Annotated in this window: 19 protein-coding genes and 1 tRNA gene; 12 read left to right on the forward strand and 8 right to left on the reverse strand. The window is 63.5% G+C overall.

Annotated elements, in window-relative coordinates:
- Positions 1–3 precede the first annotated feature (3 nt).
- From AC5DC2_RS00850 to AC5DC2_RS00870, 5 genes are all read left to right on the forward strand, one after another.
- Complete coding sequence (locus AC5DC2_RS00850) at positions 4–840, forward strand: carbohydrate ABC transporter permease (protein WP_024707535.1); 837 nt, start codon at positions 4–6, stop codon at positions 838–840.
- A 19-nt stretch (positions 841–859) separates the two neighbouring features.
- Positions 860–2,023, forward strand: coding sequence for an ABC transporter ATP-binding protein (locus AC5DC2_RS00855; RefSeq protein ID WP_024707536.1), 1,164 nt, complete (start codon positions 860–862; stop codon positions 2,021–2,023).
- A 20-nt stretch (positions 2,024–2,043) separates the two neighbouring features.
- Complete coding sequence (locus AC5DC2_RS00860) at positions 2,044–4,437, forward strand: glycoside hydrolase family 3 N-terminal domain-containing protein (protein WP_491697150.1); 2,394 nt, start codon at positions 2,044–2,046, stop codon at positions 4,435–4,437.
- 337 nt (positions 4,438–4,774) lie between these two features.
- Positions 4,775–5,278: a nickel-responsive transcriptional regulator NikR gene (gene nikR / locus AC5DC2_RS00865; protein WP_024707538.1), complete on the forward strand. Its 504-nt coding sequence runs from the start codon at positions 4,775–4,777 to the stop codon at positions 5,276–5,278.
- Between the two features lie 77 nt (positions 5,279–5,355).
- A complete protein-coding gene (locus tag AC5DC2_RS00870) occupies positions 5,356–5,637 on the forward strand; it encodes a DUF4031 domain-containing protein (RefSeq protein ID WP_491697151.1) in 282 nt (93 codons plus the stop codon).
- An 84-nt stretch (positions 5,638–5,721) separates the two neighbouring features.
- On the opposite strand, the gene recJ is transcribed toward AC5DC2_RS00870, so the two are convergent.
- From recJ to AC5DC2_RS00900, 6 genes are all read right to left on the reverse strand, one after another.
- Entirely contained in the window at positions 5,722–7,536 is a 1,815-nt protein-coding gene (recJ, locus tag AC5DC2_RS00875) for a single-stranded-DNA-specific exonuclease RecJ (RefSeq protein ID WP_491697152.1), read from the reverse strand.
- 146 nt (positions 7,537–7,682) lie between these two features.
- Complete coding sequence (locus tag AC5DC2_RS00880) at positions 7,683–7,859, reverse strand: hypothetical protein (RefSeq protein WP_491697153.1); 177 nt, start codon at positions 7,857–7,859, stop codon at positions 7,683–7,685.
- A 241-nt stretch (positions 7,860–8,100) separates the two neighbouring features.
- Entirely contained in the window at positions 8,101–9,414 is a 1,314-nt protein-coding gene (locus AC5DC2_RS00885) for a homoserine dehydrogenase (protein WP_491697154.1), read from the reverse strand.
- Positions 9,415–9,548: 134 nt separating this feature from the next.
- Positions 9,549–10,766: an LL-diaminopimelate aminotransferase gene (locus AC5DC2_RS00890; protein ID WP_491697155.1), complete on the reverse strand. Its 1,218-nt coding sequence runs from the start codon at positions 10,764–10,766 to the stop codon at positions 9,549–9,551.
- Between the two features lie 181 nt (positions 10,767–10,947).
- Positions 10,948–11,145: a hypothetical protein gene (locus AC5DC2_RS00895; protein WP_491697156.1), complete on the reverse strand. Its 198-nt coding sequence runs from the start codon at positions 11,143–11,145 to the stop codon at positions 10,948–10,950.
- Positions 11,146–11,261: 116 nt separating this feature from the next.
- Positions 11,262–11,759 carry a ferritin-like domain-containing protein gene (locus AC5DC2_RS00900; RefSeq protein WP_491697157.1) on the reverse strand — a complete coding sequence of 166 codons (498 nt, stop codon included), beginning with the start codon at positions 11,757–11,759 and terminating at the stop codon, positions 11,262–11,264.
- Positions 11,760–11,934: 175 nt separating this feature from the next.
- On the opposite strand from AC5DC2_RS00900, the gene sfsA reads away from it, so the two are divergent.
- From sfsA to AC5DC2_RS00925, 5 genes are all read left to right on the forward strand, one after another.
- Positions 11,935–12,639, forward strand: coding sequence for a DNA/RNA nuclease SfsA (gene sfsA / locus AC5DC2_RS00905; protein ID WP_491697158.1), 705 nt, complete (start codon positions 11,935–11,937; stop codon positions 12,637–12,639).
- A 38-nt stretch (positions 12,640–12,677) separates the two neighbouring features.
- Positions 12,678–13,514, forward strand: coding sequence for a type I methionyl aminopeptidase (map, locus tag AC5DC2_RS00910; RefSeq protein WP_491697159.1), 837 nt, complete (start codon positions 12,678–12,680; stop codon positions 13,512–13,514).
- A 60-nt stretch (positions 13,515–13,574) separates the two neighbouring features.
- Positions 13,575–14,345: a RadC family protein gene (radC, locus tag AC5DC2_RS00915; protein ID WP_491697160.1), complete on the forward strand. Its 771-nt coding sequence runs from the start codon at positions 13,575–13,577 to the stop codon at positions 14,343–14,345.
- A gap of 198 nt (positions 14,346–14,543) precedes the next feature.
- Entirely contained in the window at positions 14,544–15,959 is a 1,416-nt protein-coding gene (sthA, locus tag AC5DC2_RS00920; RefSeq protein WP_024707549.1) for a Si-specific NAD(P)(+) transhydrogenase, read from the forward strand.
- Positions 15,960–15,962: 3 nt separating this feature from the next.
- The gene (locus AC5DC2_RS00925; protein ID WP_491697161.1) at positions 15,963–16,835 is read left to right on the forward strand and encodes an aminoglycoside phosphotransferase family protein; all 873 of its coding nucleotides are present in this window, start codon (positions 15,963–15,965) and stop codon (positions 16,833–16,835) included.
- Between the two features lie 63 nt (positions 16,836–16,898).
- Here the strand turns inward: AC5DC2_RS00925 and tig are convergent, their stop codons facing one another.
- Both tig and AC5DC2_RS00935 read right to left on the reverse strand, forming a co-directional pair.
- The gene (gene tig, locus AC5DC2_RS00930) at positions 16,899–18,491 is read right to left on the reverse strand and encodes a trigger factor (protein WP_491697171.1); all 1,593 of its coding nucleotides are present in this window, start codon (positions 18,489–18,491) and stop codon (positions 16,899–16,901) included.
- Positions 18,492–18,690: 199 nt separating this feature from the next.
- Positions 18,691–18,766 (reverse strand) — tRNA-Thr (locus tag AC5DC2_RS00935).
- Positions 18,767–18,939: 173 nt separating this feature from the next.
- Between AC5DC2_RS00935 and AC5DC2_RS00940 the strand changes: the two genes are divergently transcribed.
- Positions 18,940–19,713, forward strand: coding sequence for an NAD kinase (locus AC5DC2_RS00940; RefSeq protein ID WP_024707423.1), 774 nt, complete (start codon positions 18,940–18,942; stop codon positions 19,711–19,713).
- Positions 19,714–19,815: 102 nt separating this feature from the next.
- On the forward strand, positions 19,816–21,411 hold the full coding sequence (locus AC5DC2_RS00945) for a hypothetical protein (protein WP_491697162.1): 1,596 nt from the start codon (positions 19,816–19,818) through the stop codon (positions 21,409–21,411).
- The last annotated feature ends 7 nt before the right edge of the window (positions 21,412–21,418 follow it).

Here is a 21,418-nt window from a genome sequence, read left to right on the forward strand (position 1 = left end):
CCGATGAAAAAGAAACAAGGCTTCAAGGTCGGACGCGTCGCCATTCCGGTGCTCGGCACCTTCTGGCTGGCCGTCACCACGCTCCCCTTCATCTTCGTCGCCTTCATGAGCCTGAAGACGCAGCAGGAAACCTTCGTCAACCCGGTCTGGGCGCTGCCGGAGAGCTTCAACCTTTCCAACTATATCGAGGTGCTCGAGGGTTCCTTCCTGATCTATCTGAGGAACAGCCTGTTCGTGATCTCGACCTCGGTCGTCATCATCATCCTGCTGTCCTCGATGGCGGCCTATGCGCTGGCGCGGCTGAAATTCAAGTTTTCCGACAGCCTGTTCGCCCTCATCGTCGCCGGCATGATCGTTCCGCTGCACGTCACGCTGGTGCCGGTCTACCTGATGACCCGCTCCATGGGGCTCTACGACACGCCGGCCGGCCTGATCGGCCCCTATGTGGCCATCAGCCTGCCGATCTCCGTGTTCATCCTGACGGAATTCATGCGCCAGGTGCCGAAGGAGCTCGAGGAAGCCGCCATGCTCGACGGCTGCGGCCCGTTCAAGATCTACTGGAAGATTTTCCTGCCGCTCGCCGGTCCCGGCATTTCCACGGTCGCGATCTATAACGGGATCATGCTGTGGAACGAGTTCGTCTTCGCCTATGTGCTGACGTCCTCGACCGACAAACGCACGCTGCCGCTGGCGGTCTGGGACTTCCAGGGCCAGTACGCATCGAATGTCCCCGCCATCATGGCCGTCGTCACCCTTTCCGCCCTGCCCTTGATCATCGTCTACGCCATCGGCCAGGAAAAGATCGTCAACGGCATGATGGCCGGCTCGCTCAAGGGCTGATGGAACCGGAGTACCAACAATGACACAGATCCTTCTCGAAAACGTCGAAAAGCGCTTCGGCAAGCTCACCGTCCTGCACGACATCAACCTCAACATCGAAGACGGCCAGTTCTGCGTCTTCCTCGGGCCGTCAGGCTGCGGCAAGTCCACGCTTTTGCGCATGATCGCCGGTATCGAGGAGATCACCGAAGGCGATCTTGCAATCGGCGGCGAGATCATGAACGACGTGCCGCCGGCGGAACGCCGCGTGGCGATGGTGTTCCAGAATTACGCGCTCTACCCGCATATGAGCGTTTATGAGAACATGGCCTTCGGGCTGAAACAGGCGAAGACGCCGAAGGCCGACATCGAAAGGCGCGTCAACGAGGCTGCCCGCATGCTGCAGATCGAGCCGCTGCTCGACCGCCGCCCCAAGCAGCTCTCCGGCGGCCAGCGCCAGCGCGTCGCCATCGGCCGCGCCATCGTCCGCCAGCCCGCCGTCTTCCTGTTCGACGAACCGCTGTCGAACCTCGATGCGGCGCTGCGCGTTCATATGCGTTCCGAAATCGCCAATCTGCACCGCGACTATCCCGAAGCCAGCATGATCTACGTGACCCACGACCAGACGGAAGCCATGGCGCTTGCCGACAGGATCGTGCTCTTGCGCGCCGGTCCGGACGTTGCCAGGAAAGGCAGCATCGCCCAGGTCGGGGCGCCGCTCGAGCTCTACCATCGCCCGGCCAATCTCTTTGCGGCAGGCTTTCTCGGCTCGCCGTCGATGAATTTCCTCAAGGTGAGGCTCGAAGGCGCCGATGAAGACGGCGCCAGGGTGAAGCTCGAGACCGGCGAGACCTTGCGCGTGCCGGTGTCGACAGAAGGCCTTTCGAAAGGCGCCGAACTGACGCTCGGCATCCGCCCCGAGCACATGCATCCGGCCGAGGACGACGCCGGCGATCAGGTGATCCGCCGCAAGGTGCGCGCCGTCGAGAATTTCGGCGAGTACAGCCATCTCTATCTCAACGAGAGCACGGAAAAGCCGATGATCGCCAAGGTCGCCGAGGATGTGCTGAAGGTTCCGGAAAAGCCGATGGCCTTCTTCGTCAAGCCGGCGGCCTGCCATCTTTTCGATGCCGAGGGCGAGGCGCTTGCCTACCTGCCAAGCGTGCCCGGCCCGCATGAACTGGGCTCGACCGACGCTGTCTGAACACGAAATACGGAATTTGAATGATGAACACCGTCGCAAGCAATTGCCTGTACAAAGACCCCTCGCAGCCGATCGAGGCACGTGTCGCGGATCTCCTCGCCCGCATGACGATCGAGGAGAAAATCGGCCAGATGCATGCCGTCTGGCTCTTCCTTGAAGAAGACGGCAACCACCGGACGCGCTCCGACCAGTTCACCGGTTCCTCCGATCCCGAGACGCTCAAAAGCATGCTGTCCTCCGGTCTCGGACAGGTCACCCGGCCTCTCGGCACCCGCAGCATCGATGCTGCGGAGGGCGTGCGGGCGCTGAACGCGCTGCAGAAGTTCATGGTCGAGGAAACACGGCTCGGCATCCCGGTCATGTCGCATGAGGAATGCCTCTCCGGGCTGATGATCAAGGGCGCGACGCTGTTTCCCTCCTCGCTCTCCTTCGGTGCGACGTTCAACCCGGGCCTGATCGAGAAGGTGGGCGCGGAAATCGGCCGGGAAGCCCGCGCCATCGGTTGTCACCAGGGGCTCGCCCCCGTGCTCGATGTCGCCCGCGACGCCCGCTGGGGCCGCACGGAGGAAAGCATCGGCGAAGACCCCTACCTCACCGGCGTCATCGCCACGGCCTATGTCAAAGGCCTGCAGGGCGAGGATCGCGGCGTTCTGGCGACGCTGAAGCATTACGCCGGCCATTCCGCCAGCGAGGGCGGCCGCAACCACGCCCCCGTGCATATGGGCTGGCGCGAACTCAACGACATGTTCATGCTGCCGTTCGAAATGGCGGTGAAGCTTGCCAATGCCGGCTCCGTCATGCCCGCCTACCATGATATCGACGGCGAGCCGGTGCATGCCTCGCACCACCTGATGACCAGGGTGCTGCGCGAGGACTGGGGCTTTGACGGCCTTGTCGTCGCAGATTATGTCGGCGTCAGCCTGCTCTACCAGCATCACGGCATTGCCGAGAACCGCGCGGAAGCGGCCGCCCTCTCCTTCAACGCCGGTCTGGATGTCGAGCTTCCCGGCGACGACTGCGCCAAGGACCTGAAGGAGGCGCTTTCGCGCGGGCTGATCACGCCAGCAAAGATCGACGAAATCGCCGCCCGGGTATTGCGCGAGAAATTCCGTCTCGGACTGTTCGAAAACCCCTATGCGGACGATGGCAGGATCGTGCTCCAGCGCAGGGAGGCCGTCGACGTCGCGCGGCAGACGGCGGAGGAATCCGTCACCATTCTCGACAATAACGGCATCCTGCCGCTTAGCCCCGGCAAGAAGGTCGCCGTCATCGGCCCGACGGCGGACGACCCGCTCGCTCTTCTCGGCGATTATGCCTTCCCGGTTCATCTGATCCACAACGAGGCCCAGGAAGAGGTCGAAAGCGTCGTCACGCCGCTTGCCGGTCTGAGGGCGAAGCTCGGCGCGGAAAACGTCATCTATGCCCGCGGCTGCAACATTCTCGACGAGCGCAAGGCGGGCGCCCCGGTCTTCCCCGGCGATGTTGACGACAGCACCTCGCTGGAACAGGCCTCCTCGCTCTCCTCCCGGCTGGACATGATCCCGAGCGCGGTGGAAGCGGCGAAGAACGCCGATGTCGCCATCGTCTGCGTCGGCGACCTGTCCGGCATCTTCCAGACCGGCACTGTCGGCGAAGGCTCCGATGCCGACACGCTGGAACTGCCCGGCGTGCAGCAGAAGCTCCTTTATGCCGTGATCGAGACCGGCAAGCCGGTCATCGTCGTCATCTCCTCCGGCCGGCCCTACAATCTCGGCGGCGCGGAAGAGAAGATCGCGGCGCAGGTAATGACCTTCTTCTCCGGCCAGGAAGGCGGCACGGCGCTGGCAAGCGTGTTGACCGGCGCGGTGGAACCGTCGGGACGCCTGACGCTGTCGATCCCGCACAATGTCGGCGCGGCGCCCTATTTCTACAATCACAGCTTCAAGAGCTCGGGCACGCCGATCGCCCGTCATTTCGGCAGCCGTTACCCCTTCGGCCACGGCCTCTCCTACACCGATTTCGAATTTTCCGATTTGAGGCTGGAGAGCGAAACCGTCGATATCGAGACGGGCACCGTGCATCTGTCGTTTATGGTCAAGAATGTCGGCGAGCGTGACGGCGTCGCCGTGCCGCAGCTCTACGTCCGCGACGAGATCGCCACGCTGGTGCGTCCGGTCAAGGAGCTGAAGGCCTTCGGCAAGCTTGCGCTCAAGCCCGGTGCAAGCGCCCGCGTGACCTTCGAGGTGCCGACGGACATGCTGAACTTCACCGGCTACGAGGGCTGCCGCATCGTCGAACCCGGCTTCTTCACGCTGATGGTCGGCGCCTCCAGCGGCGATATCAAGCTGAAGGCCCGCGTCGAAGTCACCGGCGAACGCCGGATGCTGCCCGCCGACTGGCGCATGCTGAGCGGCTTCGCCGTCGACAAGGCCTGATCGCGTCGGCGCATATGGAGGGGTCTGCCCTGCAGGCCCCTTCCGGGTTGCCGACGGCCCCGGCACGCCGTTTCCCGACCACGGCCGGCAAGGCCCGGCCTCGGGCAGGACATGTTTCCGGCCTTTTGAAGTCCTTCGGGTGCGGACGGTCCTCACGCCACCGATCGACGCCGTTTCTTTTTGATTTGCGCCTGTTGCTGCTATTGGCTTGAATAAAGCGGTTCCAGGAAAAGCGGATACCGGTTTTCCGTTCGGAAACGCGCAAAAACAAAGGGATAGAGAGCTTTCGCGATTCGAAGAAGAGCGGAAGCGCCCTAGACGGAAACGGAGGCGGCCCATGAAGCGCATCACGATCACCCTGTCCGATGACATCGCCGACGCGCTGGACCACTATATGAACGAAAGCGGCGCGCAGAACCGTTCCGAGGCCATTCGCGATCTCGTCCGCCGCGCCATGCTGGACCTCAAGAACGGACCGGACGATGCCGATTGCATCGGCGTCGTCTCCTATACGGTGGACCAGACCGCGCGCAGTCTCGCGACCCGGCTCGCGAAACGCCGGCTCGACGCCCATGACCGCCATGTGGCCGCGGTTTCCGTCCCGCTCGACCATTCGACCGCGCTCGAGATCGAGGTGACGCGAGGCAAGCTCGGCGAGGTGGGCGCTGCCGCGCAGAAACTGTTCCTCGAGCGCGGCATCGCCCACGGCGCGCTCTCCGTGGTGCCGGTGGCGACCGGGGGCGCGATGCACGCCCATGAAGGCCAGGCCGAACCCCACCGCCATCTGCACGTCCGGCAGAGCTTCAATCCGGCAAGGGACGAAGAAGAAGGGCAGGCCTGATCCGAGCGCCTGGTTTGACAAGCGGCGGATTTCGGCTATCACGACCGGCTCAATGCCAACGCCACCCGAAAGCCGCCATGGCCGTCTATGTCGACGATATGAAATGGCCCTTCAAGGGCATGATGATGTGCCACATGCTGGCCGACACCAGCGAGGAACTGCACGCCATGGCCGAACTGATCGGCATGGAGCGCCGCTGGGTTCAGTATCCGGGAACGGCCAAGGAACACTACGATGTGCCGATGACGCGCCGCGCGATCGCTGTCGAGGCCGGCGCGGTCGAGGTCAGCTGGCGTTTCATGGTGACGCTGATCCGCAGCCGCCGACAGAGGATTTCGCGGCCAGATGGAAACATCTGACGCCCGCGAAAATGCGTCAAGACAAAGAGAGAGTGCGCTTTCGCGTTTCCTGACAGGCGGAACTGCTCTGCGGCTTTCCAGTTCTCAGACAGGCAGGGACGAATCGACGATGCGGATCTGGACCCGCCGCCGCCCCTGGAAATAGTCGCCCGACAGCGCGCCGGCAATGCTGAGCCGGCGTCCCCGCGCCGAAAGAAGCGCCTCGCCGAGCGGCTTGTCGGCGGCGCGGAAGGCGATCCCGTCAAGATGGGCGCCCTCGGCGCTTTCCAGCGTCACCTTCACATGGCCGCCGGCGCCGATTACGCGCGCATCGCGCAGCTTGTGGTCGGGCACGGCGAAGATCGGCTGGGGATGGCCGGAGCCATATGGTCCGGCGGCCTCCAGCCGGTCGATCAGATCGAGCGTGGCGCCGGAGGCATTGAGCGCGCCGTCGATCTTCAGTTCGGCATCAGCCGTCAGCGCCTCCACGGCATCACGCGCGCGCTCCTCGAAAAACGCCCTGAGCGCCGACAGACGCTCGCGGCGCACCGTGAGGCCGGCGGCCATGGCGTGCCCGCCGCCCTTGACCAGAAGCCCCTCTTCCACCGCCGCGCGCACCATGCGGCCGAGATCGAAGCCCGCGATGGAGCGGCCGGAACCCGTACCCTTGCCGTTTGCATCAAAGGCGATGGCGAAGGCCGGACGCGCGAAGCGGTCCTTCAGCCGCGAGGCGAGCAGGCCGACAATGCCCGGATGCCAGCCTTCCCGCGCGGTCACGATGACGCCGACGCCTTCGCCGGTCCCGAATTCGGCGATGGCGTCCGCCTCCGCCTCTTCCAGCATCGCCGCCTCGATCGCCTGGCGCTCGCGGTTGAGCTGGTCGAGCCGTTCGGCGATCGCTTCAGCCTCGTCCGGATCGGCGACGGTCAGCAGCCGGCTGCCGAGCGCGGCATCGCCGATGCGGCCGCCGGCATTGATCCGCGGGCCGATCAGGAAGCCGAAATGATAGGGCGTGACCGGGCCCGCAAGCCCCGCCCGCCGGAAGAGCGCCGCAAGGCCGGGATTGGACAGCGCCCGCGCCACGACCAGACCCTTGACCACATAGGCCCGGTTCAGCCCCTTGAGCGGGACAACGTCGCACACGGTCGCAAGGGCGACGATGTCGAGCCATGCGAGCAGGTCGACGCGGCCCGCCCGCATGTCGCCCGCCTGGCGCAGCGCCCGCAAGGCGGCGACGAGCACGAGAAAGACGACGCCTGCCGCGCACAGATGCCCCTGGCCGGAAAGATCATCCTCGCGGTTCGGGTTGACCAACGCGGCGCATTCGGGAAGGTCGACGCCGATCTGGTGGTGGTCGATGACCACGACATCGATGCCGCGCGCGCGCGCGACGGCAAGGGACTCATGGCTGGTCGAGCCGCAGTCGACGGTGACGATGAGTTGCGCTCCGCCATCGATCAGCGCGCCGATCGCCTGCGGATTGGGACCATAGCCTTCGAAGATGCGGTCGGGAATGTAGATTTCGGCATCGATGCCGAAGGCGCCGAGAAACTTGTAGACGAGCGCCGAGGAACAGGCGCCGTCGACGTCATAGTCGCCGAAAATCGCGACCTTCTCGCCCCGCCGGATGGCTTCGACAAGCCGCGCGGCGGCTGCCTCGCAATCGGTCAGCGCGAAAGGGTCCGGCATCAGCTGGCGCAGCGTCGGATCGAGGAATTCCGCAGCTTCCGCAACCGGAACATCGCGGCCTGCCAGCACCCGCGCAACCAGTTCCGACATGCCGTGACCCTGCGCCATGGCAAGAGCCCGGTTCTCGCCGGCCGCCCCCAGCCGCGGAACCCAGCGCAGGCCGCGCGCGGACCGCTCGACGCCGAGAAAGGCGCGCTGTCTTGCTTTGCGGCTGGCGGGATTGTCAGTCATCTGGCCTCGCTCTTCCAAGGATTGCACTCGCCCCTGTTTAGCGCCAATCAGACCGCAATGTCATGAAATAACTTGGATGCCCTTGCAAGCGGCGCGCGCACGCCACGAGCGCTTGCCGTTCCGCGCCCCGGGCGGACCGGCTGCCTTCAAAGAACCCCTACAAGAAGGGCAACCAGCCCGCCCCAGAAGACGAACCCCGCCAGCACGATCAGGGCAAGCCCGGGGCTGCGCCTGCGGCGCAGGCGGGCCCAGCGCTTTGCCTTCTTTCCGTCGTCCCGCCTGCCCGGCTCTCCATAGGCTCTGATAGCGCTATCAAATCTCAAATTCCAATCTCCCGACTGCCCGTTCCTTGCGATGGTCTTCCGAAACACCAGCCAGACGTGTAGTTCACGTCGGGTGAACCCGTCATGAACGAGACCACGCGGCGCGCATGATTGCATACTTCAACCGGAGAGGGAAGATCAGGAGAGAAAATCGTGAAAATTGCCGACGGACGGGCGCAAACCCCGTCCGCCGGATGGAGCACGCAACCGCATGCGAGGGAACGACCCGCAGCAAAAGGCCTTACGGCTTTTCGATGCGGATCACCTGCGGCTTGCCGACGATGTAGCCGTCGCTTTCCATCGCCGAGACCGCATTGCGGACGGAAAGTTCGGTCGTCGCATGGGTGACCATGATGATCGTCTTGGTGGGGGCATCGCCGCCGCCATTGGCCGAGTGCTGGACGATCGATTCGAGCGAGATCTGGTTGTCGGCCATGCGGCGGGCAATCGCGGCGATGACGCCGATGCGGTCGACAACGCGCAGGCGGATGAAATAGCCGCCCTCATGGCTGCGCATGCGCGCCTTCCTGTAGGGCGCCAGCGATTTTGCCGGACGGCCGAGGGCCGCAACCGTCTGGATGCCGGGACGCGACTTGGCGATATCGGCGATATCGCCGAGCACGGCGGAAGCCGTCGCATCGCCGCCGGCGCCGGGGCCGACCATCAGCAGGTCGCCGAGAATATCGCTCTCGATCGCGACCGCATTGGTGACGCCGTCGACCTGGGCGATCACGGTATCATGCGGCACCATGGTCGGATGAACCCGCTGCTCGATGCCGCCCTCGGTGCGCTGCGCAACGCCCAGAAGCTTGATCCGGTAGCCAAGCTCGGAGGCTGCCCGGATATCCTCCTGGGTGATATTGGAAATCCCCTCGAGATAGATGTCATCGCAGGAAATCTCGCAGCCGAAGGCAAGCGCGGTCATGATGGCAAGCTTGTGGGCAGTGTCGTTGCCTTCGATGTCGAAGGTCGGATCGGCCTCGGCATAGCCGAGACGCTGCGCCTCCTGCAGGCAGTCCTCGAAGGAAAGCCCCTCCTTCTCCATCCGCGTCAGGATGTAGTTACAGGTACCGTTCATGATGCCATAGACGCGCGAAATCGTGTTGCCGGTCAGCGATTCGCGCATCGCCTTGATCACCGGGATGCCGCCGGCAACCGCTGCCTCGAAATTCAGCAACAGGCCCTTCTCCTCGGCGGCTGCAGCAAGCGCCACGCCGCTTTCGGCCAGAAGCGCCTTGTTGGCGGTGACCACATGGACGCCGCGGGCAAGCGCGGCCTCGACGGCCGCGCGCGCCGCGCCGTCTGCTCCGCCGATCAGTTCGACCAGAACCTCGATATCGCCGCTCTTCGCCATCTCAACCGGATCATCGAACCATGTCGCGCCGGAAAGGTCGATGCCGCGGTCCTTGTCGCGGCTGCGCGCCGATACGGCTGTGATGTCGATGGCGCGCCCGCAGGAAACCGCGAGGCTTTCCTGCCGGTCGTGAATGATACGCACAAGCGAGGCGCCGACGGTCCCGAGACCGGCGACGCCGATTTTCAAGGCATCTGCCATGGGGGTATTCCTAGTGGCCCGGATTTCAATGTCGGGCGCCATTTCCGGCGCCCGCGCTTCATTTAGATCGTTTCATCGCGAAATGAAACATCGGGCAGCGGAATTTTGGCGAAGCGGACGGCAGCCTCCAGGCCTCAACGATGGGCGTTGAGCGCCACGATATTGTCCGGCGCCACATCGGCGGACGCGAAGAAGCGCTTCAGGTTGCGCGCGGCCTGGCGGATGCGGTGCTCGTTTTCGACAAGCGCGATGCGAACATGCTGGTCGCCATGCTCGCCGAAGCCGATACCGGGCGCGACGGCGACGTCGGCCTTTTCCACCAGAAGCTTGGAAAATTCGAGCGAGCCGAGCGCCTGGAAGGGTTCGGGGATCTTTGCCCAGGCAAACATGGTCGCCGCCGGCGGGGCAACGTCCCAGCCGGCCTTGCCGAAGCTCTCCACCATCACGTCGCGGCGCTTGTGATAGATCGAGCGCACTTCCTCGATATCCTTGCCGTCGCCGTTGAGCGCATGGGTGGCGGCCACCTGGATCGGCGTGAAGGCGCCGTAGTCGAGATAGGACTTCACCCGCGCCAGAGCCGAGATCAGCCGTTCGTTGCCGACGGCAAAGCCCATGCGCCAGCCGGGCATGGAGAAGGTCTTCGACATGGAGGTAAACTCGACGGCAACATCCTTGGCGCCCGGCACCTGCAGAACGGAAGGCGGCGGCGCGCCGTCGAAATAGATCTCCGAATAGGCCAGATCGGACAGCACGATGATCTCGTGCCTGCGGGCAAAGGCGATGACCTCCTTGTAGAAATCCAGCGTCGCCACATGCGCCGTCGGGTTCGACGGGTAGTTGATCACCAGCGCCAGCGGCTTCGGGATCGAGTGCTTGATCGCGCGCTCCAGCGGCGGAAAGAAGCTGTCGTCCGGCTCGACCGAGAGAGATCGGATGACGCCACCCGCCATCAGGAAGCCGAAGGCATGGATCGGATAGGTCGGGTTGGGGCAGAGGATCACATCGCCCGGCGCGGTGATCGCCTGGGCCATATTGGCGAAGCCCTCCTTGGAGCCGAGCGTCGCCACCACCTCTGTCTCGGGATTGAGCTTGACGCCGAAACGGCGGGCATAATAGCCGGCCTGGGCGCGCCTCAGGCCCGGAATACCCTTCGACGACGAGTAGCGGTGGGTGCGCGGGTCGCGCACGACCTCGCACAGCTTGTCGACGATGGATTGCGGGGTCGGAAGATCGGGATTGCCCATGCCAAGGTCGATGATATCGGCGCCCGCCGCTCGCGCGCTCGCCTTCAAACGGTTGACCTGTTCGAAAACGTATGGCGGCAGTCGCCTGACCTTGTGGAACTCTTCCATTTTCTTCCTCTTGGAATTCTAGACGCAAGGATCCGCGCTTTTCGCAGGATCATCGAAACGAGAGCAGCATAACGCGCCCCAACGCAAGAATCATCTGCACTTGCGTCAATTTTGGGGCAGAAAAGCTAATACTCTGTTTCATCATTGCCACAGGGCGCAGATCGCCGGCGGCTGCGCCGCCCTATTGCCCGGCCGGGATGCCGGCAAGCCCGTCCATCCTTTCCCGCATCGCGGAAACGTCTTCGTCGCTCAGTTGCTGATAGGCCGGGCTGATCTCTGTGCAGACATCGGGATCGCCGCAGGTGGTGGAACAGGACGACAGCCCGAGCGCGGCGACAGCGGCAAACAGAACGGACAGAGCGACGCGGAATTTTCTCACGGTTTCAGACCCCCGATTTCGGTCCGCCGCCATCGAACTGACCCCGGAACCCTTTGTTTCGGCCCGAAATCTGCCCGCTTTGCGCCGGATGCGCAAGCCTTTTGCCGGTCACCCTCTCAGCGGTCGGCGCAGCGGGCAAAGGCCGGAAGGTGATTGTTCTCGGAGGCATCGCGCAGCGCCTGCATGACATTGACGATATCCGGATAGGCGCTGGAAACGGGAATCAGTTGCCCGTCATAAAGCGAGCGGTTCTCAAGCTCGGCATCCACGCCGATCTGACAGGCTTCGGCAAGGCTGCCGGGGACGGCCGCCGCGATTTCCGCCGAGCCGAGCATGCCGTTCTCCGGAACCGCCATGCCATAAGCCTCCATCAGCGCGGCGACAGCGCGCGCATGCTGCTGTTCCGCCGCCACGATGTTGACGAAGGGACGAACCGGGCCGTAGGCGTCGATGACAGCCGTATAGAAGGCCTCGGCGTGGTATTCATCCTCAAGCGCGCGCGTCAATGCCGCCTGAACATCATCCGGCAGGGCCGGCGCGGCCATTGCCGCGGAGACGCTGCCCATGCCTGCGGCAAGCGCGATGCCCGCCAGAATTGTCGTCGGAATTTTCATTGTCCATCCTCCCGTTCAGAGTTCCCGGCAACCGGCCGACACGGCTTGTCGCTCCCAAACTATTCTAATATTCGTAGTTACGAATGCTAATTAATTATTGGAAAGATTCGGCGCGCGCCGCCAAATTCGCAGCGGGACGGTTGCACCCCCGTTCCGAGGCCCTAAAAGAAAAGCCATGAAGTTCGACCCGCCACTGCAGCCCGCCCGTCTCGTCAAACGCTACAAGCGGTTTCTGTTCGACGCGGTGCTGGAAGATGGCTCCGCGATCACCGGTTCCTGCCCCAATACCGGCTCCATGCGCGGGCTGACGACGCCCGGATCGGTGATCTGGTTGTCGCGCAATGACGACGGCAAGCGCAAATATCCGCACCGCTTCGAGCTGATCGAGGCCGATGGAACGACGGTCGGGGTCAATACCGGGCTACCCAACCGGCTCGCCGAGGAAGCGATCCGCGCCGGGCTGATCGCCGATTTCGCCGGTTACCCGGACATACGGCGGGAACAGAAATACGGTCGCCGGAGCCGAATCGACCTGCTTTTGCGCGATGACCGCCGGCCGGACCTTTATGTCGAGGTCAAGAATGTCCATTTCATCCGCACGCCGGGCCTTGCCGAATTCCCCGATTCGGTCACAGAGCGCGGCGCACGTCATCTCGCGGAACTGGCCGACATGGTCGCCGCGGGACATCGCGCGGCCATGGTCTACATCATCCAGCGCCACGACTGTGACCGCCTGCAGATCGCGGGCGACCTCGACCCGGCCTATCGCCGCGCCTTCAGGGCCGCGCGGGCCGCCGGCGTCGAGGCTTACGCGATAAAATGCCGGGTGGCCTGTGACAGCATCACGCCAGATGCTACAGTGCCGATTGAAGACAGTTAAGCGCGGCACACGGATGACGCGCAGACGGTGAAGATATCATGGTGACTTATGTTGATGCGGCCAGCGCGCCGCTGAAGAATGACGGTTCGATCCGCCTCTATGACGCGGAGGCCTTCGAGCGGATGCGCGAAATCTGCCAGGTTACGGCAGCCTGCCTCGACGGGCTTGCCGATATCATCGAGCCCGGCGTCACGACGGAGGCAATCGACCGTTACGTGCTCGAATTCGGCCTCGATCACGGCGTCGTGCCGGCAACGCTCGGCTACCGCGGCTACAAATATTCAAGCTGCACCTCGGTCAATCACGTGGTCTGCCACGGCATGCCCAACGCGAAGCCGCTGAAGGAAGGCGACATCGTCAATGTCGACGTCACCTTCGTCCGCGACGGCTGGCACGGCGATTCGAGCCGCATGTATCCCGTCGGCGCAATCAAGCGCGCCGCCGAACGGCTTCTGGAAGTGACTTACGAGTCGCTCCTGCGCGGCATCGCGGCGGTCAAGCCCGGCGCGCGCACCGGGGCTATCGGCGAGGCGATCCAGACCTTTGCGGAGGGCGAGCGATGCGCGGTGGTGCGCGATTTCTGCGGCCACGGCGTCGGCCGCCTCTTTCACGACACGCCGAACATCCTCCACTATGGCCACGCCAATGAGGGGCCGATCATGAAGGAGGGGATGATCTTCACCATCGAGCCGATGCTCAACCTCGGAAAGCCGCATGTGAAGGTCCTGAACGACGGCTGGACGGCGGTGACCCGCGACCGCTCGCTCTCGGCCCAGTACGAGCACTGCGTCGGCGTGACGAAGGACGGCTGCGAAGTCTTCACGCTCTCGCCCGGCGGACGCGACAGGCCGGGCCTGCCGGACCTTGCCGGCTGACGGAACGCCATGACCCGACCGCCCCGCAAAGACCAGAGCGAAAGGCAAGAGCCCGCCGGCATGCAGGATGAAGGCGCCGACGAGCGCTCCTTCTTTGCCGACCAGCCGCCGGAACGGCACTTGCGCGGCAAGCGCCAGAATGCAGCGGGCGACAAGGATGCGCGCCACGTCCACGGCCACCGCGACCGCCTGCGCACGCGGTTCCGCGAAAACGGCGCCAACGCGCTCGCCGATTATGAAATCCTGGAACTCCTGCTGTTCCGCCTCATTCCGCGCCGCGACACCAAGCCGATCGCCAAGGCGCTGATCGACCGGTTCGGCTCGCTCGGCGGCGTATTCGGCGCGCCGCCGGACCTCTTGCAGGAGGTCTCCGGCATCGGCGAGAGCGTCGCCTTCGACCTGAAACTGATTTCGGCGCTTGCCCAGCGCAGCCTCAAGGCCACGCTGATGGAACGCCCGGTGCTTGGCTCATGGTCGTCGGTCATAGACTATTGCAATGCCGCCATGGCGCACGAGACGCGCGAACAGTTCCGCATCCTGTTCCTCGACAAACGCAACAAGCTGATCGCCGACGAGATCCAGGGGATCGGCACGGTCGACCACACGCCGGTCTATCCGCGCGAGGTGGTCAAGCGGGCGCTCGAACTCTCGGCAACCGCGATCATCCTCGTGCACAATCACCCCTCCGGCGACCCGACGCCCTCGCGCGCCGACATCGACATGACCCATATGATCATCTCCAGCGCCAAGCCGCTTGGCATCACGGTGCACGACCACATCATCATCGGCAAGGACGGCTATGTCAGCTTCAAGGGTCTGAAACTCATCTGAGACCGGGATGGACATCGCGCACAGCCTGTGGCTGTATTTAGTGAAACCATCACATTGGGCGTCTAGAGGTGGATTTCGCAGTTGCGTTCAGCCGGGCGCCGACGAACTGTTTTCACGCGAGCGCAAACGCTTTATGACTGTCGAGAGCGCTCAGGGTTTTCACATCCGGAATTTCAATAACCAAATCGGGGTAGTTTTATGGATTCTTACGATCTGGTCGTGATTGGCAGCGGTCCCGCTGGCCGTCGCGCCGCGGTTCAGGCCGCCAAGCTCGGCAAGACCGCGCTGGTCATCGACAAGGGCTCGCAGGTGGGCGGCGTTTCCGTCCACACGGGCACCATCCCCTCGAAAACGCTGCGCGAAACGGTCCTGAACCTCACCGGCTGGCGCGAGCGCGGCTTTTACGGCCGCTCCTACCGGGTGAAACACAAGATCACCGCCGATGACCTGCGCGCCCGCCTGATCAAGACGCTCGACTACGAGATCGACGTTCTCGAATGGCAGTTCGAGCGCAACCGGGTGGACCAGGTGCGCGGCTTTGCCCATTTCGTCGACCCGCACACGATCGAGATCGAGAAGGATACGGGCGAGATCCAGCGCGTCCACGCCAAGGCCGTTCTCGTTTCCGTCGGCACCCGTCCCTACCGTCCGCCCGAGGTGCCCTTCGACGGCCAGACGGTGATGGACAGCGACGAACTGCTCAACATCAAGGAAATCCCGCGCTCGATGATCGTCGTCGGCGCCGGCGTCATCGGCATCGAATACGCGACGATCTTCTCCGCGCTCGACACCCAGGTGATCGTCGTCGAGCCGCGCGACAGCATGCTCGATTTCATCGACCGCGAAATCCGTGACAATTTCGCCGCCCAGCTGCGCGACCGCAATGTGAAGCTCCTCTTCGGCGCGGGCGCCGACAAGGTGGAAAAGGCCTCCAACGGCAAGGCGCGCGTGACGCTCTCCAACGGCCGCGTTCTGATGGCCGAATCGGTGCTGTTCGCCGCCGGCCGCCAGGGCGCGACCGATACGCTCAACCTCGAAGCCGTCGGCTTGAAGGCCGACCATCGCGGCCGGCTGAAGGTCGACCCGATCACCTTCCAGACGGACGTGCCCCACATCTATGCCGCCGGCGACGTGATCGGCTTCCCGGCCCTTGCCTCGACCTCGATGGAACAGGGCCGCATCGCCGCCCGCCATGCCGTCGGCGCGGAAGCGCAGGAGCCGCCGCAGTTTTTCCCCTACGGCATCTATGCCGTGCCGGAAATGTCGACCTGCGGCATGACGGAAGAGGAAATCCAGGAGCGCGGCATCCCTTACGAATGCGGCGTCGCCTTCTTCCGCGAGACCTCACGCGGCCATATCATGGGCCTGCAGAACGGTCTCCTGAAGATGATCTTCTCGCTGAAGACCCATCGCCTGCTCGGCGTCCACATCGTTGGCGAAGGCGCGACCGAGCTCATTCACATCGGCCAGGCGGTGCTGAACCTGAAGGGCACCGTCGAATATTTCGTCGAGAACACCTTCAACTATCCGACGCTGGCCGAAGCCTACAAGATCGCAGGTCTCGATGCCTCGAACCGGATGGCGATGCTGGAAAGCGCCGATCAGGGCGAATAGGCGATGAGCGGCGCGCCGCCTGCCGGAGGGAACGCTTCGGCAGGCGCTAAGTTTGTCCCCTGGATCGACCGCTGGCGGCTCGAACCGGACGGCGCGCCGATCGTGACCGCGGCGGGCGCGCTGCTGCCCGTGCGCCGGGACGCAGCACCCGCCATGTTGAAGCTCTTCCTGGACGAGGAGGAGGAAACGGGCGCCACGCTTCTTGGCTGGTGGGCAGGCGATGGCGCCGCTTTCGTCATCGAGGCCGATGGCGGCGCAATCCTGATGGAGCGGGCCACAGGCCGCCGCTCTCTCAACGAAATGAGCGCCGACGGCAGAGATCACGAGGCCACGGACATTCTCTGCACCGTTGCCGCCGTGCTTCACCGCAAGCGCCCTCATCCGCCGCCTGACAATCTCATTCCGCTTCAAACGCGCTTTCGGGCGCTGTTCGCCAGGGCGTCGGATTTCGGCGGAATCCTGCCGGCCTGTGCCGGCCATGCCCGCAGCCTGCTTCAAAGCCCGACGGATATCCGGCCACTGCACGGCGATCTCCACCACGACAACGTGCTCGATTTCGGCGACCGCGGTTTTCTGGCCATCGATCCCAAGGGCCTGACTGGCGAGCGCGCCTTCGACTTCGCCAATATCTTCTGCAATCCCGACCTTGCCGACCCGGCCCTTCGGATTGCCCGCGACGCCGCCACATTCGAGCATCGTCTCGGACAGATCGCAGGGCGTGCAGCGCTCGATCCGGAGCGCCTGTTGCGCTGGATCGCCGCATGGGCCGGGCTTTCAGCCACATGGTTCACGGAAGAAGCCGACCCGCGCGCGGCGATACCGCTGGAAATCGCGGAGCTTGCGCTTGCGCGCCTTCAAGGTCCGTTCGCAGCCTGAAAAACGAAGAAGGCCGCCCGGCAATGAGCCGGACGGCCTTGATCTTCGGCTGCTGCGCGGAAATTACTCCTCGGTCTTGCCTTCAGCCTCGTCGGCGGCCTTGGCGGGCGCCTTCTTTTTCGGGGCAGCCTTCTTCTTCGGAGCGGCCTTCTTTGCAGCAGGCTTTTCCTCGGCGGCTTCGGCGGCAGGCGCTTCGTCGGCGGCCTCAGCCTTGTCTTCGGCCTTGTCCTCGGTCTTGGCAGCGGCCTTTTTCTTCGGCGCGGCCTTCTTCTTCGGCGTGGACTTTTCCTCGGCCTTCTTGGTGGCTTCGGCGACCTCGTCCTCGTCGTCAGCCATCAGCTCTTCCTTGGAGACGGTAACGTCGGTGACGTCGATCTGCTCCAGAAGGTGGTCGACAACCTTTTCCTCGAAGATCGGAGCGCGCAGCGAAGCGGCGGCGCCGGGGGTTTCGCGGAAGAATTTGAGGATCTCCTGCTCCTGGCCGGGATACTGACGCATCTGGTCGTAGAGCGCGCGCTGCATCTCGTCCTCGCCAACCTCGACGCCGGCCTTCTCGCCGATCTCGGAGAGAACGAGGCCCAGGCGGACGCGGCGTTCGGCGAGCTTGCGGTATTCCGCGCGCGCGTCTTCCTCGGTCGTTTCCTCATCCTCGAAGGTTTTGCCGCTGCGCTCCAGATCGGCATTCACCTGACGCCAAATGTTCTCGAACTCGGCATCGACGAGCGAAGCCGGGGCTTCGAAGGAATACTGTTCGTCGAGCTGGTCAAGGATCTGGCGCTTGACCTTCTGGCGGGTGAACTGGTTGTACTGGCCCTCGATCTGCTCGCGGACAAGACCGCGCAGGCGCTCGGCCGATTCCAGACCCAGCTTCTCTGCCAGTTCGTCGTTGATCTCCAGTTCGCCGGCGCTGGCGACTTCCTTGACGGTGACCTCGAAGACGGCTTCCTTGCCGGCAAGATGTTCAGCCGGATAGTCTTCCGGGAAGGTAACCTTGACCTGCTTTTCATCGCCGGCCTTGACGCCGACAAGCTGGTCCTCGAAGCCGGGAATGAAGCGGTCGGAGCCGAGCACGAGCTGCGAATCGGTATCGGTTCCGCCGTCGAAGGCTTCGCCGTCGATCTTGCCGACATAGTCGATGGTGACGCGGTCGCCGTCTTCGGCGGCGCCGTCCTTGGTCTCGTATTCGCGGGCGTTCTCGGCAACCGCCTTGACCTGTTCCTCGACCTCCTCGTCGGAAATCGAAACCACCGGACGCTCGACCTTCAGGCCGTCGGTCGGCTGCAGTTCGAATTTCGGCAGGATTTCGTAGGCGACGGTGAATTCGAAGTCGATCTCGCCGTTCAGGACGCGGTTCGCCTCGCCTTCATCCTCGGTCATGTCGATCTTCGGCTGGCCGGCTGCGCGCTCGCCGCGCTCGGCGATCACGGCCTGCGGCTTTTCCTGCAGGGTCTCGTTGATCAGCTCGGCCATGATCGACTTGCCGTACATCTTCTTCAGATGCGCGATCGGCACCTTGCCGGGACGGAAGCCATTGATGCGAACCTTGTCCTTGGCCTCAGCCAGGCGCTCGTTCATCCGCGCCTTCAGATCGTCCGCAGGAACTGTGATCTTGATTTCGCGCTTCAGCCCTTCGGCGAGCGTTTCGGTTACCTGCATATCCATACCTTCATTTCATCTCGGCTCTAAAAGCCGTTGGGTTTCATGCGCACAACAGGCCGGCATCGCCGGGCGCGACTTCATGCAATATCCTCGGCATTTTGACAAGCTTTTCAGGGCTTGAGCAAAACGGCGCCAGGGTAAGCGTGCGGAAAAGACGTTCTCGAAACGCCCGGCAGCGATTACCCTGAAAGCGACTTGGTGCCCCCGGCAGGATTCGAACCCGCGACCCTCTGATTACAAATCAGATGCTCTACCAACTGAGCTACAAGGGCATTGGGCATGCCCACTAGCAGATTTGCCCTCGCTGTAAAACGAAAAAATCAACACTATGGCCTGTATTTTCGCAAGCTATCACACGTTCATCGCGGCTTTGGGCTTGCAAATGACGGCCCTCTCGGGTGATCTGGCGCGGCGAAAGACCTCGTCCCGCAAACGGAATTATGCAATGCCCGAGAAAGCGCCCTCACTTTGCTTCCTGTCCTCGGAAGCGGACGATGCCAAGAAAGCCAAGGCGGAGCTGGTCGGGCGTTACGGCAACGTGCCGGCCGGGGACGCCGACTATATCGTCGCGCTTGGCGGCGACGGCTTCATGCTGCAGACCCTGCACGAAACGATGAATTCCGAAACCCCGGTCTACGGCATGAACCGCGGATCCGTCGGCTTCCTGATGAACGAATATTCGACCGAGAACCTGCATGAACGCCTTCAGGCCGCCGACATGAACGAATTGAGGCCGCTCAGGATGACGACCCGCAATGCCGACGGGACGTCGTCCATCGCGCTCGCGATCAATGAAGTCTCCATGCTGCGCCAGTCGCACCAGGCGGCAAAGCTGAAGGTCCGCGTCGATGACCGGGTCCGGCTGCCGGAACTCGCCTGCGACGGCATTCTGGTGGCAACGCCCGCAGGCTCCACGGCCTATAACCTCTCCGTTCACGGGCCGATCATTCCGCTCGAGGCCCCGCTTCTGGCCATCACCCCGGTCAGCGCCTTTCGCCCGCGCCGGTGGCGCGGGGCGCTTTTGCCGAACCGCTCGGTTGTCGATATCGAGGTGCTGGAGCCGGAAAAGCGCCTCGTCAACGCCTTCGCGGACCACACCGAGGTCAAGCACGTGCTCCATGTGCGCATCGAGCAGGACCCGGAAGCCCGCGCCAAGGTGCTGTCGGACCCGAACCGCTCCTGGTCTGAACGGATCCTCGCCGAACAGTTTTCGGATTGAACCGCGAATGCCCGCAAAGTTTGCGGGACATCAAGGACACAACCTCGAATTCAGGCACTATTCGAGCCCGGCATCATGGCAGATGAAGTGCGGGAGGAACGAATGTCGAGAGGAAGGAAACTGATCATTGTGCTGGGCCTTGTCGGCGTCGCGGCCGTTCTGGCCGCGTCGGCCTTCGTTGCCTTCGAGGCCAACCGGGTCAAACAGATCTTTGCCGCCAATGCGGCGCTGAAGGAGGAAGGTTACTACCTCTCGCCCTTCGAGTTCGAACTTCTGAGCGTCTCCTATTACCTCGACCACGGGCAATATCTGACGGGCGTCTCCCGCCTCAACCAGATCCACAAGCAGATGACGACGCGCGAAGGGCTGGTCCGGATTCCCGAGTTTTCCGACGCGCATGACGAGCTTGCCTTCTTCAAGAGCCTCCAGAACCCGGACACAGGCGCCTTCTACCCCAATGATGACGATCCGGTGGTCACCAAGATCGGGGTGACGGCCAACATGATCAATCTGATCGAGGCCTTGAGCGCCGAGGCAGGGGAGCCTTTCGCGCTCGATTACCCGCTTTCCTTTCTGGACAGGATTGCCACCGAGGAGGAACTGACGGCCATGCTGGACGATGCCGCCCGCGTCGGCTGGATCGGCACCATGATCAAGCCGGCCTTCGTCAGCGCCGTCGAGCTGCAGGACCTGATCGAACAGGACGAACGACTCGGAATTTACGGGTTCCCGGAAGAGTGGAAACAATCCTACTACCGGTGGTTCTATGACAATCAGAATTCCGAGACAGGCCTGTGGGGTCCGAGGGACCGAAGAACCGGCGAAATGCTGGAGGGCGGCGATATCGGCGACAGCGGCAAGATCATCAAGATGTTTGTCGATGCCAACGGCGACAATATTCGCCCCGGCATGCCGCTGCGGTATTCCGACCGCATCTTCGCATCGGTGATCGCCGGCCTCTCAAAGCCGATGCCGGAGGCCCCCGACCGGCAGCATCGCTGGATCATCGATCAGGATCGCGGCTTTCGCTTCCTGACGAAATATGTCTGGAAGAACGCGACACCGGCGGAAAGGGAGGCGGTGCAGGGCCTGCTCGAGCACTTCATCACGACACGCTTCGCGCTCTTTTATCTGCCCGATGAAGGCGCTTTCTCGCTCTATCCGAACGCCGCCCATGCCGATCTGGACGGCACCAGCGAGGCCGCCGGCATGCTCGACTATGCGGGAGAACTGTCGGCGGAGCGGCAGGCGGCCCTCTGGGGAACCCCGGAGGAGACGATCCGGCCTCTCGGTGTTCTTGCGGCCGAGACATTGGACGAGAATGCGATCTCGAAGTTGAGCAAAGCGGATGATCTCATCTCCATCCGCTTCTATGCCGAGGCGCCGACCGAGGATTTCACCGCCACGCCGCTGGCAATCTACTATCCCCGCGCGCCGGTCGTTCGTGATACGGTCGATCTTCTGGTCCGCCTGCGCCTTTGGCTCGAGGCAACCACGCAGACCATGGGCAATTGGGGTCGCCGCGACGCCATCATGGCGCGGATTTCGGCAATGCCCGTCAATCCGGATGCGGTCGTCCTCGAAGCCGAGGACATAGCCTTCCTCGACGCGCTCCTGCAGGAACACGGAAAACTGGATGCCATCGGCTTTGACACGCTTCAGGTCCCGCGCTACCGCCTCCTCTATGAAAGGCCGTAGGGCCTGC

The organism is Martelella sp., from assembly GCF_984369615.1.

Excerpts from the sequence above, each read along its gene's own strand:
- AC5DC2_RS00850 (WP_024707535.1), top strand. The coding sequence starts at position 4 with ATGAAAAAGAAACAAGGCTTCAAGGTCGGACGCGTCGCCATTCCGGTG.
- AC5DC2_RS00855 (WP_024707536.1), top strand. The coding sequence starts at position 860 with ATGACACAGATCCTTCTCGAAAACGTCGAAAAGCGCTTCGGCAAGCTC.
- AC5DC2_RS00860 (WP_491697150.1), top strand. The coding sequence starts at position 2,044 with ATGATGAACACCGTCGCAAGCAATTGCCTGTACAAAGACCCCTCGCAG.
- nikR (WP_024707538.1), top strand. The coding sequence starts at position 4,775 with ATGAAGCGCATCACGATCACCCTGTCCGATGACATCGCCGACGCGCTG.
- AC5DC2_RS00870 (WP_491697151.1), top strand. The coding sequence starts at position 5,356 with ATGGCCGTCTATGTCGACGATATGAAATGGCCCTTCAAGGGCATGATG.
- recJ (WP_491697152.1), bottom strand. The coding sequence starts at position 7,536 with ATGACTGACAATCCCGCCAGCCGCAAAGCAAGACAGCGCGCCTTTCTC.
- AC5DC2_RS00885 (WP_491697154.1), bottom strand. The coding sequence starts at position 9,414 with ATGGCAGATGCCTTGAAAATCGGCGTCGCCGGTCTCGGGACCGTCGGC.
- AC5DC2_RS00890 (WP_491697155.1), bottom strand. The coding sequence starts at position 10,766 with ATGGAAGAGTTCCACAAGGTCAGGCGACTGCCGCCATACGTTTTCGAA.
- AC5DC2_RS00900 (WP_491697157.1), bottom strand. The coding sequence starts at position 11,759 with ATGAAAATTCCGACGACAATTCTGGCGGGCATCGCGCTTGCCGCAGGC.
- sfsA (WP_491697158.1), top strand. The coding sequence starts at position 11,935 with ATGAAGTTCGACCCGCCACTGCAGCCCGCCCGTCTCGTCAAACGCTAC.
- map (WP_491697159.1), top strand. The coding sequence starts at position 12,678 with ATGGTGACTTATGTTGATGCGGCCAGCGCGCCGCTGAAGAATGACGGT.
- radC (WP_491697160.1), top strand. The coding sequence starts at position 13,575 with ATGCAGGATGAAGGCGCCGACGAGCGCTCCTTCTTTGCCGACCAGCCG.
- sthA (WP_024707549.1), top strand. The coding sequence starts at position 14,544 with ATGGATTCTTACGATCTGGTCGTGATTGGCAGCGGTCCCGCTGGCCGT.
- AC5DC2_RS00925 (WP_491697161.1), top strand. The coding sequence starts at position 15,963 with ATGAGCGGCGCGCCGCCTGCCGGAGGGAACGCTTCGGCAGGCGCTAAG.
- tig (WP_491697171.1), bottom strand. The coding sequence starts at position 18,491 with ATGCAGGTAACCGAAACGCTCGCCGAAGGGCTGAAGCGCGAAATCAAG.
- AC5DC2_RS00940 (WP_024707423.1), top strand. The coding sequence starts at position 18,940 with ATGCCCGAGAAAGCGCCCTCACTTTGCTTCCTGTCCTCGGAAGCGGAC.
- AC5DC2_RS00945 (WP_491697162.1), top strand. The coding sequence starts at position 19,816 with ATGTCGAGAGGAAGGAAACTGATCATTGTGCTGGGCCTTGTCGGCGTC.